The sequence below is a fragment of the Polyangium jinanense genome, assembly GCF_028435265.1.
Taxonomy (GTDB): Bacteria; Myxococcota_A; Polyangia; order Polyangiales; family Polyangiaceae; genus Polyangium; species Polyangium jinanense.
In genome coordinates this window covers 457,980-475,015 of record NZ_JAGTJK010000004.1, presented here as the reverse complement: position 1 = coordinate 475,015, position 17,036 = coordinate 457,980, and the positions used below count along the sequence as shown (strand labels likewise).

General features: G+C 69.3%; 13 protein-coding genes. 11 read left to right on the top strand and 2 right to left on the bottom strand.

From position 1 onward, the window contains the following. The first annotated feature begins 4 nt into the window (after positions 1–4). From KEG38_RS55500 to KEG38_RS12815, 5 genes are all read left to right on the top strand, one after another. Positions 5–1,753: a serine/threonine protein kinase gene (locus KEG38_RS55500; RefSeq protein ID WP_272419701.1), complete on the top strand. Its 1,749-nt coding sequence runs from the start codon at positions 5–7 to the stop codon at positions 1,751–1,753. A 207-nt stretch (positions 1,754–1,960) separates the two neighbouring features. Continuing rightward, a complete protein-coding gene (locus KEG38_RS12830; protein ID WP_272419700.1) occupies positions 1,961–2,788 on the top strand; it encodes an SIMPL domain-containing protein in 828 nt (275 codons plus the stop codon). 118 nt (positions 2,789–2,906) lie between these two features. Continuing rightward, on the top strand, positions 2,907–3,671 hold the full coding sequence (gene lpxA / locus KEG38_RS12825; protein WP_272419699.1) for an acyl-ACP--UDP-N-acetylglucosamine O-acyltransferase: 765 nt from the start codon (positions 2,907–2,909) through the stop codon (positions 3,669–3,671). 543 nt (positions 3,672–4,214) lie between these two features. Next, on the top strand, positions 4,215–5,405 hold the full coding sequence (locus tag KEG38_RS12820) for a M20/M25/M40 family metallo-hydrolase (RefSeq protein ID WP_272419698.1): 1,191 nt from the start codon (positions 4,215–4,217) through the stop codon (positions 5,403–5,405). A 131-nt stretch (positions 5,406–5,536) separates the two neighbouring features. Continuing rightward, on the top strand, positions 5,537–7,189 hold the full coding sequence (locus tag KEG38_RS12815) for a serine/threonine protein kinase (protein ID WP_272419697.1): 1,653 nt from the start codon (positions 5,537–5,539) through the stop codon (positions 7,187–7,189). Between the two features lie 49 nt (positions 7,190–7,238). On the opposite strand, the gene KEG38_RS12810 is transcribed toward KEG38_RS12815, so the two are convergent. After that, positions 7,239–8,420: a class I SAM-dependent rRNA methyltransferase gene (locus KEG38_RS12810; protein WP_272419694.1), complete on the bottom strand. Its 1,182-nt coding sequence runs from the start codon at positions 8,418–8,420 to the stop codon at positions 7,239–7,241. Positions 8,421–8,467: 47 nt separating this feature from the next. Here KEG38_RS12810 and KEG38_RS12805 point away from each other — a divergent pair, with 47 nt between their 5' ends. The 6 genes from KEG38_RS12805 to KEG38_RS12780 are packed head-to-tail and all read left to right on the top strand — an operon-like array spanning position 8,468 to position 15,752. Beyond that, the gene (locus KEG38_RS12805) at positions 8,468–10,504 is read left to right on the top strand and encodes a hypothetical protein (protein WP_272419693.1); all 2,037 of its coding nucleotides are present in this window, start codon (positions 8,468–8,470) and stop codon (positions 10,502–10,504) included. Positions 10,505–10,541: 37 nt separating this feature from the next. Beyond that, positions 10,542–11,567, top strand: coding sequence for a methyltransferase (locus tag KEG38_RS12800; RefSeq protein WP_272419692.1), 1,026 nt, complete (start codon positions 10,542–10,544; stop codon positions 11,565–11,567). A gap of 8 nt (positions 11,568–11,575) precedes the next feature. Next, on the top strand, positions 11,576–12,619 hold the full coding sequence (locus KEG38_RS12795; RefSeq protein ID WP_272419691.1) for a hypothetical protein: 1,044 nt from the start codon (positions 11,576–11,578) through the stop codon (positions 12,617–12,619). A gap of 21 nt (positions 12,620–12,640) precedes the next feature. Beyond that, the gene (locus tag KEG38_RS12790; protein ID WP_272419690.1) at positions 12,641–13,351 is read left to right on the top strand and encodes a LamB/YcsF family protein; all 711 of its coding nucleotides are present in this window, start codon (positions 12,641–12,643) and stop codon (positions 13,349–13,351) included. Beyond that, positions 13,348–14,856 (top strand): 5-oxoprolinase subunit PxpB, encoded by a 1,509-nt coding sequence (pxpB, locus tag KEG38_RS12785; protein ID WP_272419689.1) that lies wholly within the window; start codon positions 13,348–13,350, stop codon positions 14,854–14,856. The genes KEG38_RS12790 and pxpB overlap by 4 nt, the downstream gene beginning before the upstream one ends. A gap of 50 nt (positions 14,857–14,906) precedes the next feature. Beyond that, positions 14,907–15,752 (top strand): FYVE zinc finger domain-containing protein, encoded by an 846-nt coding sequence (locus KEG38_RS12780; RefSeq protein WP_272419687.1) that lies wholly within the window; start codon positions 14,907–14,909, stop codon positions 15,750–15,752. Between the two features lie 6 nt (positions 15,753–15,758). On the opposite strand, the gene KEG38_RS12775 is transcribed toward KEG38_RS12780, so the two are convergent. Next, a complete protein-coding gene (locus KEG38_RS12775; RefSeq protein WP_272419685.1) occupies positions 15,759–16,991 on the bottom strand; it encodes a vWA domain-containing protein in 1,233 nt (410 codons plus the stop codon). Between the last annotated feature and the right edge of the window lie 45 nt (positions 16,992–17,036).

The following is a 17,036-nucleotide window of genomic DNA, read 5'->3' as shown; positions in this document are numbered from 1 at the left end:
CGTCGTGACCGCGCCCCAGCTCTCCCCCGGCTACGTCATCGCGGGAAAATACTCGGTCCAGGCCCTCCTGGGCCACGGCGGCTCCTCGGCCACCTACCGCGTCATCGACGCGACAGGGCGCGCGATGGCGGTGCGTATCTACTCGCCGAACATCGCGCAACGCCCCGAAGTGATGACGATGATCGAGCAGATCTACACGGCGACGAACGGGCTGCCGCCCGACGCCGTGCTGCCGGTCCTCGACGCGGGCTACGATCCGCAGACCGCCGCGCCCTTCACGGTGACGGAGTTGTCACCAACGCCGTCGATCGCGCAGCTCGTCTCGCAGCGCCCGCTCTCGCCGCAGGAGGTCGCGCAGATCGCGCAGAACATGGCGCGCACGCTGGACAACGCCCACGTGCGGCAGCTCATGCACCACGCGCTCAAGCCGACGAACGTGTTCGTCGCGCCGCAAGGCTTCGCCGTGCGCGTCATGGACTTCGGCGCGGGCCTCGCGCGGAGCTACGTCCAGACGAACGAGGGCTACGCGATCGCCGCGCCCTGGGTCGCGCCCGAGCAGATGCAAGGCGGCGCGCCCGCGGGCCCCGCAGCCGACGTGTTCGCGATGGGCCTCGTGCTCTTCTACGCGCTCACGGGCCGGCCGTACTGGCGCTCCTGCCAGGGCGCGCAGCCCGACCTCGCCTCGTGGCAACACGAGCTCGTCGGCCCTCGCCAGCCCGCGTCGCAGCGCGCGCAGGAGCTCGGCGCGATGGTCTCGCCCGTGCTCGATGCGGTCTTCAACCGCGCGCTCGCGCTCGATCCGAACGAGCGCTTCCGCCAGGCCAGCGAGCTCGCCGTGGCCTTCTCCGCCGCGGCGAACATGCCCGAGATGGCCACGAGCGCGACCATCGCGTTCCCCGCGATCGGCGGCGCCGATCCGATGGGCCCGACGGCCGCGGTGCCGGTGTACCAGCCCGTCGGCTCGAATGATGGCTCGGGCTACCCGCCGCCGCCTCCGCCCGGAGGGGGCATGGGCGGCCCCGGCATGGGTGGTCCCGGCATGGGTCCGGGCGGGCCGGCGAACGCGGATATGGGCATGGGCATGGGCATGGGCATGGGCCCGGGCCCCGGCCCGGCGGCGCCGACGACGGCGGCGCCGCGCCTGCCGATGGATGCCGGCGGCGGCTCGAAGAAGCTGCCAATCATCATCGGCGTCGCGGCGGTCCTCTTGATCGGCGGCGCGGTGGGCGCGTTCATCATCGCGGGTGGCAAGGACAAGAAAGAGGGCGAGGACCCGAACGCGCCGATCGCCATCACGCCGACGGGCGCGCCGACCACGACCGGTGACAGCACGGCGGCGCCCCCGAGCACAGGCGAGACGCCGCCGCCCACGCCGCCGCCCGCGGCCGAGGAGGTCGAGGTCGCGATCAAGTGCAGCCCGGGCTGCGACACGATCAAGGTCGACGACAAGGCGATCGAGGATCCGTCGACGCTCAAGCTCGCGCCGGGCGCGCACAAGGTCGAGCTCTCGAAGGCCGGGTACGTCACGCAGAACGACGACATCACGATCGAGGCCGGCAAGAAGTTCGAGAAGGAATACAAGCTCGCCGAGGCCCCGAAAGAGACGGCGCAGGCCGCGAACACCGCGAAGTCGAGCGGCAGCGGCGGCGGCAGCACGACGAAGACGAACCCCACGCCGACGACGAAGCCGACGAGCACGGCGAAGACCGGCACGAAATGCACGGGGGTCGGTCTCTTCAAGAAGTGCAAGTAATCGTTCGACGCTGCATTTCCCCCGAGGCGGCCCGCTACGTTTTCCCTTCGTAGCGGGCCGTTTCGATTTCGGAGCGACGTCCGTCCGTCCCATCTGGTCAAAGCCCGGCTCGGGCCCCACGCTCGCCCTGGATGCACGCGGCGGCTCGTCCGCCGTCGGGGGAATTGCGCGCGGAGAGGCCTCTCCGCGCCGTGAAAGGGGGACATCATGGCAATGGCGAAACGACTTCGGATCGGCTCGCGGCGGCTCGCGGGCCTGGCGCTCGGACTCCTGTCGTTCGTTTTCCCGGCCGCTTCCTCGCAGGCCAAGACCGCGGAGAAGAGCAGCGGCGCCGGGGCGCAGGAGGGCGACAAGGCGCAGGCGAACATCGTCCTGCAAGAGCAGCTCACGGAGTTCATCACGACGAGCGGCGAGGGCAAGATCGTGGCGAAGCCGGACGCGATGCGCGCCGAGCTCGGGGTCGAGGTCCAGGCGAAGACGCTGGATCAGGCGCAGAGCGAGCTCGCGCGCAAGATGGCGCTCGTGACGAGCGCGATCGAGAAGCTCGGCCTCGAGGGCCTCACGTTGCAGACCGAGACGCTGGAGATCCATCCGGTCCAGAGCAAGCCCGAGGCCGGCCGCGCGCCGAAGATCGTCGGCTATCGCGCGCAGAACACGCTGTCGGTCACGCTGCGGCTCGCGGAGGCGCAGGCGCTCGGGACGCAGGCCGCGAAGGTCATCGACGCGGCCGTCGGCGCGGGCGCGAACGTGGTGGAGGGGATCTCGTTCTTCCTCGCGCGCCCGGAGGAGGCGCAGGCCAAGGCGTTGCACCTCGCGGTCGTGGACGCGGAGCGGAACGCGAAGATCCTCGCGGCTTCGTCGGGCGTTCGGTTGCTCGGGCTGCACAGCCTGGATGGCTCGCAGGGCCGGCTGACGCCGATCTGGCGCGACGCGGGCATCGCGAAGGCGTCGCGCGAGCTGAGGACGACGATCGAGCCGGGTGAGCTCACGATCACGGCGACCGTGGCGGCGCGGTACCACTTCGCGAACCAGTAACCGATCGTGCAGCCGCGCGAGGCGCCGTGCAGGCTTCGGCCGGTCGGCCCTCGCGCGGCGCTTCTTTGATGGCGTTCGCCTTGCCAAGCGCGGCGCGGGTCACGAGAATGCGCCGCCCGTGGCCGTCTCGATCCATCCGCTCGCGCACGTCGATCCCGGGGCGAAGCTCGGCGCGGACGTCGTCGTGGGCCCGTTCGCCGTGATCGAGGGCGACTGCGAGATCGGCGACGGCTGCCGCATCGACGCGCACGCGGTGATCGCGGCGGGCAGCAGGATCGGGCGTCGCAACGTGGTCCATTCGTTCGCGGTGCTCGGCGGCGCGCCGCAGGATCGAAGGTACGCGGGCGAGCCGACCACGCTCGTCGTGGGCGACGACAACGTCTTTCGCGAGCACGTGACAGCGCACCGCGGCACCGGGCATGGCGGCGGCGTGACACGCATCGGAAGCGCGGGTCTCTTCATGGTGGGCGTGCACGTCGCGCACGATGCGATCGTGGGGGATCGCGTGACGCTTGCGAACGGGACATTGCTCGCGGGGCACGTCGTGCTCGAGGACTACGTGGTGACCGGTGGTCACGTAGCCGTCGCGCCGTTCGTCCGCGTGGGCGCGCGCTCGTTCCTCGCGGGTGGATCGATGGTCGAGCGCGACGTGCCGCCGTTCGTCATCGCCGAGGGAAACCGGGCGCGTGTGCGCGCTTTGAACCGCGTCGGGCTCGAACGAACGGGCGTGCCGCTCGAATCACGTGTCGCGCTGAAGCGGGCCTTTCGTGCGCTCTTCGTGGGGGATCTTCCGCGCGCCGAGGCCCTCGCGCGGATCGAATCCGATCCGGATCCGTTCGTCCGCGAGCTCGTCGCGTTCCTTCGCGCGCCGCCCCGTCGTTAGGGTGAACGGCGGTTTGTCGAAACGAGCGCGCAGCCGGTTGCACGCACGAAAGACCGCTGGCACCGCGATGATCCGCCGCTCGATCGCGCGTTTGCCCGGAACATCCATGAGCACGAGCCCGATGAAGAGCGTGAGCAGCCCTTGTCCTGGCACGCCGGGCAGGGAGAGCACGATCCCCAGAATGACCAGGAAAAACCCGAGCAAGTTCTTTCCGGCGATCCCGAGGGCGCGCTGCCAGGCCGGACGATCGGCGAGGAACCGACCCGGGCCGCGCGTCTCCTCGAAATGATCCGGCTCCAGCCGGACGATCACGAGCGCCACCACGGCCAGGCTGAGCGCGAGGCTCACGCCGAAGACCCCCACGCCCACGAAGATCTGCGATGCGTGGATTTCTAGCGTATGGAGCAAATTCATCCGGCCCGCGCACCCCACCCGACCAACAACCGCGCCTCGCCTAGATTCCCTGTCATGTAGCGCACGCCGTCACGCGGGCAAGGTGCGGGAGGGCTCGTCAATCCGGGCGTTTTGGACGAAGCTCCACGTATGATCGAGGCAGCGAAAGCGCGCCTCCGCGCGCGAGAAGAAGCAGCACTCGCGTTGCTCGAAGCGCTGGTCGAGGTGAACTCGTTCACGGACAACGTGCCGGGCGGGACGCGTGTGGGCGAGATGCTCGCGGCGGAGCTCCGCGGGCTCGAAGGCGTGAGCTCGGTGCGGTCCCACGCGAGCGCAAGGTACGCGCCGCACTGGGTCGCGAGGACGGAGGCAGCGGAGGAATCGGCCGCGGGGTGCGTGGCGATCGTGGGGCACCTCGATACGGTGTTTCCGCCCGGGACCTTCGAGGGATTCCGGCGCGAGGGACCGATCGCGCGGGGCCCTGGAGTGCTCGACATGAAGGGCGGGCTCGTGGTGGTGCTCGAAGCGCTGCGCGCGCTCGCGCACGTGGGCCTACTCGCGCGCGTGCCGATCCGCGTGGTGATCGTGTCGGACGAAGAGGTCGGTTCGCCCGAGGGGCAACGTGTGATCGCCGAGGAGGTCGCGGGCGCGCGCGCGGCGCTCGTGTTCGAAGCGGGGCGCGCGAAGGATCTCGTGATCACGTCGCGCAAGGGAACGGGCAGCGCGCACATCGTCGCGACGGGCAAAGCGGCGCACGCGGGCAACGCGCATGCGGACGGCGCGAATGCGATCTGGGCGCTCGCGCGGTTCATCGATCACGCGCAAAAGCTCACCAACTACACGCGCGGCGTGACCGTGAACGTGGGGACGATCCGCGGCGGACACTCGAAGAACACGGTGCCCGATCGTGCCGAGGCCGAGCTCGATTTCCGCTACGAGCGGCGCGCCGATGGAGACGCGCTCCTCGTCGCGCTCGCCGAGGCCGCGAAGGAAGTGGCGGTTCCTGGGACGACGATCACGGTGACGGGCGGCATCGCTCGATCGTCGCTCGAGCGCACCGCGGCTTCTGTTGCGCTCTACGAGGCATACGCTGCGTGCGCGCGGGCCGCGGGGCTCGGAGACGGCGAAGCACCGCTCGTGGGTGGAGGCTCGGATGCGGCGACGACGGCGGCGTTCGGCATCCCTTCGATCGACGGACTCGGGCCGCGCGGCACGGGATTTCACACGCTCGACGAGCGCATCGAGGTGGCTACGCTCGTGCCGAAGGCGGAAGCGATCGTGCGGTTTTTGCTGGGCTGCATGCAGAAGTTCGACACGGACGGCTTGTTGCGATCTTCTTGAGGCGCGACCGTCCTTCTGCGATCCTGACGGACGACAACCGTGCAGGGTCCGGCGAGGTATGAGCTGCGAGACCGGGCGAGGTGCTCGGGCGGCCTCGTTTTGTGCACGTGCGGGGCTTTGAGGGGGGACGCATGAGCTCGCTCGGGGACGTAGGGGCGGGACACACGCTAGGGCGGTACGAATTGCTCGTGCCGATCGCACAGGGCGGCATGGCCGTCGTGTGGGCCGCGCGCATGAAGGGCACGCGCGGCTTCCAGAAAATCGTCGCGGTCAAGACGATGTTGCCCGAGCTGTCGCAGGATCCGCAGTTCGAGGACATGTTCCTCGCGGAAGCGGGCCTCGCGTCGCGCATCCGGCATCCGCACGTCTGCGAGATCCTCGATCTCGGCGAGCAGGATGGACTGATCTACATCGTGATGGAGTGGATCGACGGCGAGCCGCTCAGTCAGCTCGCGCGCGCGGCGCGGCAAAAGGGCGGGGTCCCGATGCTCATCGCGATGCGCCTCTGCCTCAACGCCGCGCTCGGGCTGCACGCCGCGCACGAGCTGCAGGATGAGCTCGGCACGCTCGTGGGGCTCGTGCACCGCGATGTCTCGCCGCAGAACATCCTCGTCACGTACGACGGCGTCGTGAAGATCGTGGACTTCGGCGTCGCCAAGGCCACGGCCGTCTCGGACACGGGCGCGACGAAGGACGGGCAGCTCAAGGGCAAGGTGCCGTTCATGTCGCCCGAGCAGGCGCTCGGAAAGGCCGTGGATCGCCGCACGGATGTCTTCGCGCTCGGCATCGTGCTCTACCAGCTCCTCGCCTCGAAGCACCCGTTCCGTGGAGACAACGACATGATCACGCTGCGCCGGATCTGCGACAAAGATCCGGCGCCCTCACTCGCCTCGGCGATGCAGGACTGCCCCGAGCTTTTGAACGGCATCGTCATGAAGGCGCTCGAGAAGGACGCCGACAAGCGCTACCCGTCGATGGCGGAGTTCGCGCGCGCGATCGATCGCGGGATCGCGGAGCTCAAGCTCGCGGGGCAGCCCGACGAGGACGTGGTCGCGTTCGTGAAGGCCATGCTCGGCGAGCGCGCCGAGAAGCGACGCACCGCGATCAAAGAAGGCCTCAAGGTCGCCGACGAACGCGCCGAGCAACGCGAGCAGCTCAAGGCGCAGCGCGCCGCGCTGCTCGCGCAGGCGCGGGCAAACGGAGGGACGATCCCGCCGGGCCTGCTCGGCAATCGCATGCCCACGATCCCGCCGGGGCTGCAGTCGATCCCGCCGCCGCCCGGAACGATGACCGACGTCGCCACGATCGCGCACGGCCGCGCGAGCCTGATGCCGGGCGCGCTCACCGCGACGCAAGGCGCGCCCTCGTCGCCGACGGCCGCCGCGATCGTCGCCGATGTCGACGCCGCAGCCTTCACAGGAGGCGGCAAGAAGAAGCTCGCCGTGGTGTTCGCCGCGATCGGCGCGCTCGCGATCGGCGGCGCGGTCATCGCGTTCTCCCAAGGATCGACGCAGCAGGAAGCCGCGACGCAGCCCGCAGCCACGCAGGTGTCCGCGGCGCCCACGCCCGCGCCCACGCCGACCCCCCTCCCCCCGCCCGTCGCGAGCGCCGCGCCTGCGACGAGCGCGACGACGCAGCCCACGACGCACAACCCCGGCGCGGGGACGACGAAGACCACGACGACACCCACCGGCGCCACGAAGACGCCGAGCACGAAGAGCACCGGCACCACGAAGTCGGGCAGCCAGGACAACCTGCCCAAGGTGCGTGATCCGGGGTTCTGAGCAGCGCGCCTGATCGTTTCACGTCCAACGGGTTCGCCAGGACGAACCGTCAGGCGAGGACCGCGAACTTCAGGTACCGGCCTTCGAACCACGCGGGCAGCGTGGGGTGATCGGGCGGCTGACCGTGCATGGCCACGAGCGAGAGGTCGTCCCGGCCGAGCGCGGCGTCGTCGAGCGTGCCGAGAAAATCCTCGGCCGAGACGTGGCTCGAACAAGAGGCCGCGCAGAGCAGCCCGCCGGGCGCCAAGACCTTGGCGAGCGCGCCGTGGAGCTTGCGGTACGCGGCGAGCGCGCGTGGCTTCGTTCGCTCGTTTGGCGCGAAGCTCGGCGGATCCGAGACGATGAGGTCGAACTTCTCCCCACGACGCGCCGCGGCTTCGAGGAAGGCGAAGGCATCGGCCGTGACGAACGCGTGTTTCGCCGGGTCGAGCCCGTTCGCGCGGAACGAGCGTTGCGCGGTCGCGTGCGCGGCGGCGGCGACGTCGACCGAGGTCACGTGCGCGGCGCCGCCGAGCGCGGCCGCGACGGAGAAGCCGCCTGCGTAGCTGTAGAGGTTGAGCGCGCGGGCGCGACGGGCGCCGAACGAGCGCACGCGGGCGCGGTTGTCGCGCTGATCGAGGAACGCGCCCGTCTTCTGCCCGTGCGCGAGGTCGACCTCCATCGCCATGCCGTTCTCGCGGACGATCACACGGTCCTCGGGCTCGTCGCCGGCGAGCGGGCGAATGCGACGATCGCCGGCCTCGTCGCGGGCGCGGCGGAGCGCGACGCTGCGCACGCCGCGCCGCGCGAGCGAGCGCTCGAGCTTCGGCGCGAGCTTCTCGATCCACGGATCGAGGTGATCGCCGTCGAGGCGAACGATCGCAACGTGCGCGTACCTGTCGATCACGAGCCCGGGCACGTGGTCGCCTTCGCCGTTGCAGAGCCGGTAGGCGTCGGTGTCGGGCCCGACGAACGCCTCACGACGCGCGAAGGCGCGCTCGATCCGCTCGACGAGCGCGCGCTCGTCGAGGCGCCCGCTCTGGCCGAAGACACGCACGGCGATGGGGGATTCTGCGTCCCAGAGGCCCACGCCGAGCGGCTCGCCCTCCTCGCTCGTGAGGGAGACGGCCGTGCCCGAGTCGAGCTTCGGCGGCCGTGCGAGGCCTTCGCGGTACACCCAGGGATGACCACGACGAACGGAGGCGGCGGCGGATCGGGTGAGGCGGAGCGTCTTCGAATCGCGTGCGGTCACGGGGCTTTGGGAAGCCTACTTCCGGGCTCCTCGTGATAGAAGGGCGCATGCGTTTTTCCTGGCCTCGCCTCGCATTTCCGCTCGTCCTCGCGCTCTCTGCCTCGTGTGGCGGTGCACCGCCGGCCGTCTCGGCGGATGGGGTCTGGCTTGCCACGTTCGATGCGGTCCCTCGCGCGGACTTCAATCGCGCCGCGGTCGCCCTCGATCTGCCGCTCTTCTGGGCCGCGGACGTGGATCAGGACAAGACCCTCGATCCGAACGAGCTCGCGGTGCTCTGGGGCCCGACGCAGACGGAGGAGACCCACTGGGTCTCGGCCGGCGGCTTCAACCCGACGTTCGGCCAGGCGTACGCCTCGATCGTGTCCTTCGTGAAGAACGGCCCGAGCTTCCAGGGCATCTCGCCGGGCGAGGTCGAGCGCCGCAAGGCCGTCCTGCGCGAGCTCGAAGCGGGCCGCCCGACGCTCGTCGCCTCGAACTTTCAAGCGGGCGCCGCGACCGAGGAGGATCGGGCGATCGTGCATCACGTGCTCGCGGCGGCGCGGCTCGTCGAGAAGATCTACCAGAAGCAGACGGGCACGCTCTCGCTCGCGTCGAGGGTCCCCGCGGACGATCCGGCGAGCCGGCGGCTCTTCTACCGGAACCAGGGCCCGCAATGCGAGGCGCCAGCGACGAAGGGCGACGTCAATTGTTACGCGATCCCGCGGACGCCGGGCGAGCAGAAGCGCGTCCCGTCGGGGCTCTATCCCGCGGAGCTGCAATCGAACCCCGATTTCTGCAAGGTGCTCGCCGCGCGCCCGGATGCTCGCGCGCTCATGAATCCGTTCGTCGTGGTGACGGGCGAGGGCGACGCGCTCAAGGCCGTGCCGTATCATCGCGCCTACGAGAACGACATGCAGGCCGTGGCGCGCGAGCTCGACGCGGCGGCCGAGGCGATCACGAATCCGGACGAGGCCTCGTTCCAGTCGTATCTGCGGGCGGCCGCGAAGGCGTTCCGGGACGGCAGCTGGTTCGAGGCGGACGAGGCCTGGGCGCGGATGAGCACGTTCAACTCGAAATGGTATCTGCGCATCGGCCCGGACGAGACGTATTTCGAGCCGTGCAGCGAGAAGGCGGGCTTTCACGTGAGCTTCGCGCGGATCGACCAAGGCTCGCTCGAATGGAAGGAGAAGCTCGACCCGCTCAAGCAGGACATGGAGCAGGCGCTCGCGGCCCTCGCCGGTCCGCCGTACACGGCGCAGAAAGTATCCTTCAAGCTGCCCGATTTCATCACGGTCATCTTGAACGCGGGCGACTCGCGGGACGCGTTTGGCGCGACGATCGGGCAGAGCCTGCCGAACTTCGGTCCCGTGGGCAACGAGGGGCGCGGCCGCACGGTCGCGATGACGAATTTTTATACCGACCCGGACAGCATTGCCTCGCACCACGGGCTCGCTGCGTCCTTGTTCTGCGCAGAGGCCATGGCGTCGTACACGGACGATCCGGGGCCGCAGCTCATGAGCACGGTCCTGCACGAGGCGGCGCACAACCTCGGGCCTTCGCATCAATATGCGGTGAATGGCAAGATCGACAGCGAGATCTTCGGCGGACCGCTCGCGAGCACGCTGGAGGAGCTCAAGGCCCAGTCGGCCGCGCTTTATTTCACGGATTGGCTCGTCGAGCGTGGCGTCATCGACAAGACGAAGGCGAACTTCGCGCACGTGCGAGACATCGCCTGGGCCTTCGGCCACATCTCGCGCGGCATGTACGACGACGCCAAGCACCCGCTCAACTACAGCCAGCTCGCGGCGATCCAGGTGGGCTTCCTGCTCGACGAGGGCGTGCTCGCCTGGAACGCGAACGAAAAAGCGCAGAATGGCACGGATGCGGGCTGCTTCTCGGTGAAGCTCGACGCGTTCCCGGCGGCGAGCAAGAAGCTCATGGGGATCGTGGCGAAGATCAAGGGCAGCGGCGACAAACCCGGTGCCGAGGCGCTCGTCGCGAAATACGTCGATGCACCCGGCGCGTACGCGGATCTGAAGAAGACGATCACCGATCGATGGCTCCGGCAGCCCAAGGCGAGCTTCGTCTACTCGATCCGACGCTGAGCTTGCGGCCGCCGAGCGGCCGTAGTATTGGTCACCAATGACCGATACCGCCGCTTCTGCCATTCCTCCTCATCTTCACATCATTCAGTTGAGCTTGGGGTACCTTTATCCGGCCGCGCTCAACGCGGTCGTCGAGCTGGGCGTTGCCGATCGCCTGGAGCGCGGGCCGAGGTCCGCCGCGTCGCTCGCCGAGGAGCTCGGGGTCGCGGCGCAGCCGCTCTATCGCGTGCTCCGGCTCCTCGCCACGGTTTCGGTGTTCTCCGAGGACGAAAGCGGCCTCTTCCACCTCACGCCGAGCGCCGACATCCTCCGAGCCAACGCGAAAGGCTCGATGCGCGACGCGGTCCTGATGCTGGTCCACGAGACGTTCTGGGCGCCCGCGGGCCAACTCTCGACCACGATCCGCACCGGAAAGACACCGTTCACCGAGATCTTCGGGGCGCCCTTCTTCGAGTTCTTCGAGAAAAACCCGGAGGTCACCGGGATCTTCCACCGCGGCATGGCGGGCTTCTCCGACACCGAAAACGGTCCCATCGCCGCCTCGTTCGATTTCGGACGATTCCGCAATATCGTCGACGTCGGCGGCGGGCACGGCGGCTTCCTGGTCGAGGTGCTCAGGAAAAACCCGGAGGCGCGGGGCGTGCTCTTCGACGCCGAGCACGTACTCCGCGAGGCGCGTATTGCCGCCGCAGGCCTCGCGGACCGCTGCGAGCTCGTGTCCGGCGACTTCTTCACGTCCGCTCCGGGCGGCGACTGCCTGATCCTCAAGCGCATTCTCCACGACTGGACGGACGAAACGTCGATCAACATCCTCCGCATCTGCCGGGGCGCGCTCGCCGAGGGCGGACGTGTGCTCATCATCGACGCCGTCATTCCTCGCGGAAATACCCCGCACCCGGGCAAGGAGCTCGACGTGCTGATGATGGCCTCGCTCCCCGGACGCGAGCGCACCGAGGAGGAGTTTCGCCGGATTCTCGCGGCCGCGGGCCTCACGCTCGAGCGTGTCGTCCCGACGCCCTCCGCGCTCAGCATCGTCGAAGCTTCTGCCGCGCCCTCGCGGTAAACTCGGGCATGGTTCGCTCTGCCCACCCGCTCTTCCTCACCATTTCCGCATTCTTCATCGCCCTCGAAAGTGGCTGCGCCGAGGGCACGGACGCCCCGCAAAACCCCTCGACGAGCGCTTCTTCGAGCTCGTCGTCGTCGAGCGGCACGGGCGGTGGCGGGGGCGCGGGCGGAGGCGGCGAGGTCGTGCCCGAGCCCGACGGGCCGCCCGTGCTCACGATCGTCAATGGCGTGAACGATCACGAGGCGATCCGGCTCTGCTTCGTCCCCTACCCCGACGGCGGCGATCCCGCGCCGTATCCCGCCGATCCGTCGGGGCTCGCATTCGCCGCGGCGTCGCGGGTCGATCCGGCGAGCCTCTTGCCCGCGGACAAGGACGTGTATTTGCACGTCATCGCCGGCGACCTCACGAAAACCAAGGACCTCGGCTGCGCCACGCTCACCGAGGGCAATGCGCCGGCGGACGTCGTGGTGGCGCCGGTCGCGGTGATTCCGGCCTCGGCGTTCGTCGCCAAGCGAAGCCTTTTGCTCGTGCCGACGGGCTGCGTCGGCGGGCCCGGTCATACCGATCCGCTCGAAAAGGAAGCGTGTGGCCCGACATATTCGGCGGACACGCCCAATCCGGGGCTGCTCGCGGCGGCCATGTCGCGCGTGACGGCCGAGGGAAAACTCTCGCTCCAGGCCGCACACGCGGCGCAGCCGATGCCCTCGGTCGACGTGCGGCTCGTGCCCGGGACCGAGGGCGGAATGCCGCAGCAGGTCGCGCCCTCGCTCACGGCAGGCGCGGTCGGGCCGTTTCCGCCGTTCCGGCAGCTCGCGCGGTTCGAATGGGGGTCGATCGCGCAGGCGGAGATCCTCACGTTCGTGCCGGGGCAACTCGTGAAAACCTCGGCGTCGCCGCTCGATGCGGCCCTTTCGCGGGGCGGGCTCACGCAGGCGGATTTCGAGGACGGGCGGGCGTTCACGCTCGTCGCGGTGGGCGCGCAGCCGGGCATTGCGCCGGGCGCGTTCTGGCATGCGCTCACGTGGACCGTGGTGCGTTCGGATCCCTAGAATGGGCAGGGTGAGGGAATCATGGCCGTATCGCTGAACGTGGACCTCGGCGAGCTACCGGGCGAACCCGAGGAGCTTTATTCGATCGCGACGATGGTCAACGTCGCGTGCGGCGGGCACGCGGGCGACGAGGCCACGATGGAACGTGCGTGCGAGCTCGCGCGCCGCGCGGGCGCCCGGCTTGCCGCGCATCCTTCGTACCCGGATCGGGCCGGGTTTGGCCGGACGAGCGTCGTGATGACGAGCGCAGAGCTCGCGTCGTCCGTGCGGTCGCAGGTCGAGGCGCTCGCCCGGGTGGCGCTTCGGGTGGGCATTTCGATCGAGGCCGTGAAGCCGCACGGCGCGCTTTATCACGATGCGGCGCGGGATCCGGCGATCGCCACGGCCGTGGTCGAGGGAATCGAAGCGGGGCTCGGTTTTCCGGTGGCGCTCGTGGGTCCGCCCGAGGGCGCGCTCGCCCGGCTCGCGACGATAGAGAGGCGCGCGTATTTGCGGGAGGGATTTGCCGATCGGGCGTATGGGCCTGACGGGAAACTCGTGCCACGCACGCAGGCGGGCGCATTGATCACGGATCCGGCGGCGGCCCGGGCGCAGGCGTTGCGGCTCGCGGGCGCGGGCACGTTCGAGACGCTTTGCGTGCACGGGGATACGCCCGGCGCGCTCACGATTGCGCGAGCCGTGCGGGAAGGGCTCGAATCGGCGGGGCTCCTGGAAACGCGGGGGCGAGCGTGAGCGACGGCGGAACGAGCGTCCTTTCGTACGGGGAATCGGCCGTGTACGTCGCTCTCGGCATGGAGAGCGCGCCGGATCGGGCCGCGCGAACGCATGCAGCGGCCTCCGCATTGCGCGAGGTGTTTCCGGGGAGCGACGTGGTGGTCGGCGGCGGGGTGGTCGTCTTGGCAAACGTCGTGTGTTCGGACGAGGTTGTCCGGACGATCAAGGCCGCGGTCTCCGGCGCGGCACGGGCACATGTGTCCGGACGAACGCACGTGATCCCCGTGGTATACGATGGGCCGGATCTCGAAGCGGTCGCAGGCACGCTCGGCGTCTCGACGGAGGCGGTCGTGCGCCTGCACGCCGAGCGTGAGGTCACGGTCGAGCTCGTCGGGTTTCTGCCGGGTTTCGGGTATTGCGGGCCGATCGACCCCAGGCTGGTTTTGCCGCGCCGGAGCTCGCCGCGGCCACGCGTGGCGGCGGGCAGCGTGGGCATCGCGGGGACGTTTACCGGCATCTATCCTTTCGATTCGCCCGGGGGCTGGAACCTGCTCGGCCGCGCGCCCGGGGCCGCGCTTTTTGATCCAGGCCGCAATCCGCCGATTCTGTTCTCGCCGGGAGATCGGGTGCGGTTCGAGCCGGTGAGCGAGGCGGAGGCGATGCCGGCGCGGAAGGAGGTTGTCCCCAATGAACAATCCACCCGCGCCCTCGTCGTGGAGGCCGCGCCCGCGTGCGCGACGGTGCAGGATGGAGGACGCGCGGGGCAACTCGCACGGGGGCTTCCGCCGTCGGGGCCGCTCGATCCGGAGACGCACGCGGCCGCGAACGAGGCCGTGGGCAATACGCCCGATGCGGCCGCGATCGAGGTGCCGCTCGGCGCGCTGACCGTGCGGGCCCGGGGAGAGCTCATCCTTTCGGTGGACGGCGCGGCGCCGATTCGTCTCGCGGATGGAGAATCGTTCCGCGTGGAGGAAGGCCCCCGCGCCGTGCGTTATCTCGCGGCGCGCGGCGGGATCGACGTACCCATGGCGCTCGGCGCGCGAGCGACCTTGCTCGTCGCGCGGCTCGGCGGCGCGGCGGGACGCGCGCTCCGTCGGCGAGACGTTGTGGCCGTGGGTGATCCGGAAACCGCCGCCACGCGGCCTTCGCGCCATTCCACGCCGGCCGTCGAAAACGAAATCGCGACGATCGTGATCGACGAAGGCCCGCACCGGAGCCGTTTTCCCGCGGACGCGCTCGACGTGCTCCTCGCGTCCACGTTCACCGTCTCGCGTCTCGGCGACCGGGTGGGGCAAAGGCTCGAAGGCGCGAAAATCCCGCGCGATCGGCCCGATCTCGCCCTGCCCGTGCCAATGCTCCGCGGCGCCGTGCAGGTCACGACGGACGGCACGCCTATCGTGCTCGGGCCGGATCATCCGACGACGGGCGGGTATCCGGTCCTCGCCGTCGTGCGGCGCGCGTCGCTCGGCGCGCTCGCGCGGCTTCGGCCGGGAGAACGATTGCGTTTCGTGCGCGGCGCCTGACGGCTCGTCATTGCATTTGTCGCCCGGGTCGGGTAAACGCTCCTCCTTCGATGGCGGGCCCCTGCCAGACACACCCCGGGACGAACGCGACGCACGAATGCACGCAATGCGGCGCGCTTCATTGCACGCCGTGCCTCAAGCGCCTCGTCACGGAGCAAAACGCGAGGCCTTTGACGATATGCCCGCGCTGCGGCGCCCTCGCGCGGCCCCTGCCCGAGCCCGAGCGCCCCGAACGCGATGACTTCGCCCTCGCCTTGCGCCGCCCGTTCGACGAAGAGGGCCTGTTCCTCGTCGCCGCGCTCTCCGTGCCTTACTGGCTCACCGCCATCCCGGTGGCCTCCGTCTCCACGTTTTTCAACGTGATTTACCTCGGCACGCTCTCCGCCGTCTATTTCCAGATTGTGGAGCATGTGGGCCGCGACGCGCCGGGCCTCCCTTTTTCGGCGAGTTTTACCTCGCGCTGGGATCTTTTCCTTTCGTTCCTGCGCGGCCTCGTATGTGTGCTCGGCGGCTTCTGGCCGGCGATCCTCTCGGAGATCCTCCTGCCTGGAAATGTATATCTCACGCTCGCCCTCGCCCTCGTGGGGATCGCGGTGACGCCCGCGGTGATCCTCGCGATCGCGATGACCGGGCACACCATCAATGGCCTCTGGCCGGTCGCCTGGGTTGCGATCGTCTCGCATTCGCCCGGGGCCTATGGAAAGCTGTTGGGGCTCTTCGTCGCGTCGACCGCGGCAGGCATGGCGGCCATCCTGCTCGCGGCCTACACGGTGGGGCTCATCCCGTTTTTCGGGCCGTATCTCGTGGGAGTCGTGATCACGATCGCGGCGGTCGTGCAAGCGACGCTCGTGGGCACGTGGGTCCGACGCCACGCGTGGGCGCCGCCGGAGGATTGAATCCGCTCATTCCGGCGGCTTGACCTGCGTCTCGCAGCCGAAGAGCACCTCGACCTTCCCGCCCGCGTCGCCCTGGAGCGCGGCGCAGGTGTTCTGGCACATCGTGATCTTCGTGGGCGCCCCGGGCACGTCGTAATACCAGCCGCCCGTGTTCCCGCAATCGGCCTGGCCCGTGGGGACGTTGTAAATGGTGGTCTTCGTGCCATTGCTGTTCGTGTAGACCACGTTGACCTTCGTCGGGTCGATCGTCGTGCCGTCGGGCGGAACCGGGATCGGGTAATCGCAGGAGATCTTCACCTCCGAGACGACCGCGGTCGCCATGCTGTTGAAGACCGGATCGAAGTTCTGGGTGCAGAGGTCGCCGATCACGCCGCCCGTCTGCTGCACGAGCTCCTTGTAAACCTTGCCCTCGGCCGCCGAGAGCGGCTCGCAGACGGGCGAGACCTTGTTGCAGCAGGGGTTCGCGCAATTCGGACAGGCGAAGAAGCCGCACTCGAGCGGACAGAGGTCGCCCGACGTGAACGAGACGATCGCGTCGAACTTGAAGCCCGAAAACGTCGGATCGAGCGCGATCATCTGATTCTTGAAATTCGTGGCGCTCATGTCCGAGTCGTCGTCCGACACGACGGCGATCGTCTTCACCGCGTTCGGCCGCAACACGTCCTTCCATTGCGGATACGTGTTCAGGATCTGCTGGAACGCGTCCGTGCTGGCGACGGTCTGCACGACGTGCCGGTAGCCCGGGAGTTTCTCGTCCATTCCATTGCAGCTCCCGCTTCCGAGCGGCGCGGGGATGCACATCGTCGCGTCCGCGATCATCACGACGTGCACATCGATCCCGCTCGCCGTGATGAGCTGCGCGAACTTGTTCAGGTTCGCCTGCACCTCGGCGATCTCCTCGTCCATGCTGCCCGACGTGTCGACCGCGATGATGATATCCGCCGGCTGCTTGCCCGCCGTCGCCTCGGACGAGACGCTCGCACACGTATCGGCGTCCGGGAGCCCGCCGCCCGTGCCGCTGCCCGACCCGACGAAAATGTCGCCGCCGCTGCCGCCCGTGCCGGGCCCATTGCCGCCCGACGCGCCCGCGCCGCCTTGCCCCGAAGCGCCGGAAGCGCCCGCGCCATCCGTCGCGCCGCTCCCGCTCCCGCCCGACGCCGAACACGCCCCTACGAGCGCAAGCCCGAGCGACAAACCGCCCACGATCATCCCAAGCCAATTCGTTTTCCGTACTCGCATGGCTCCCTTCCTATCACGAGTCCGGAAATTCGTATAGCAGGCCAC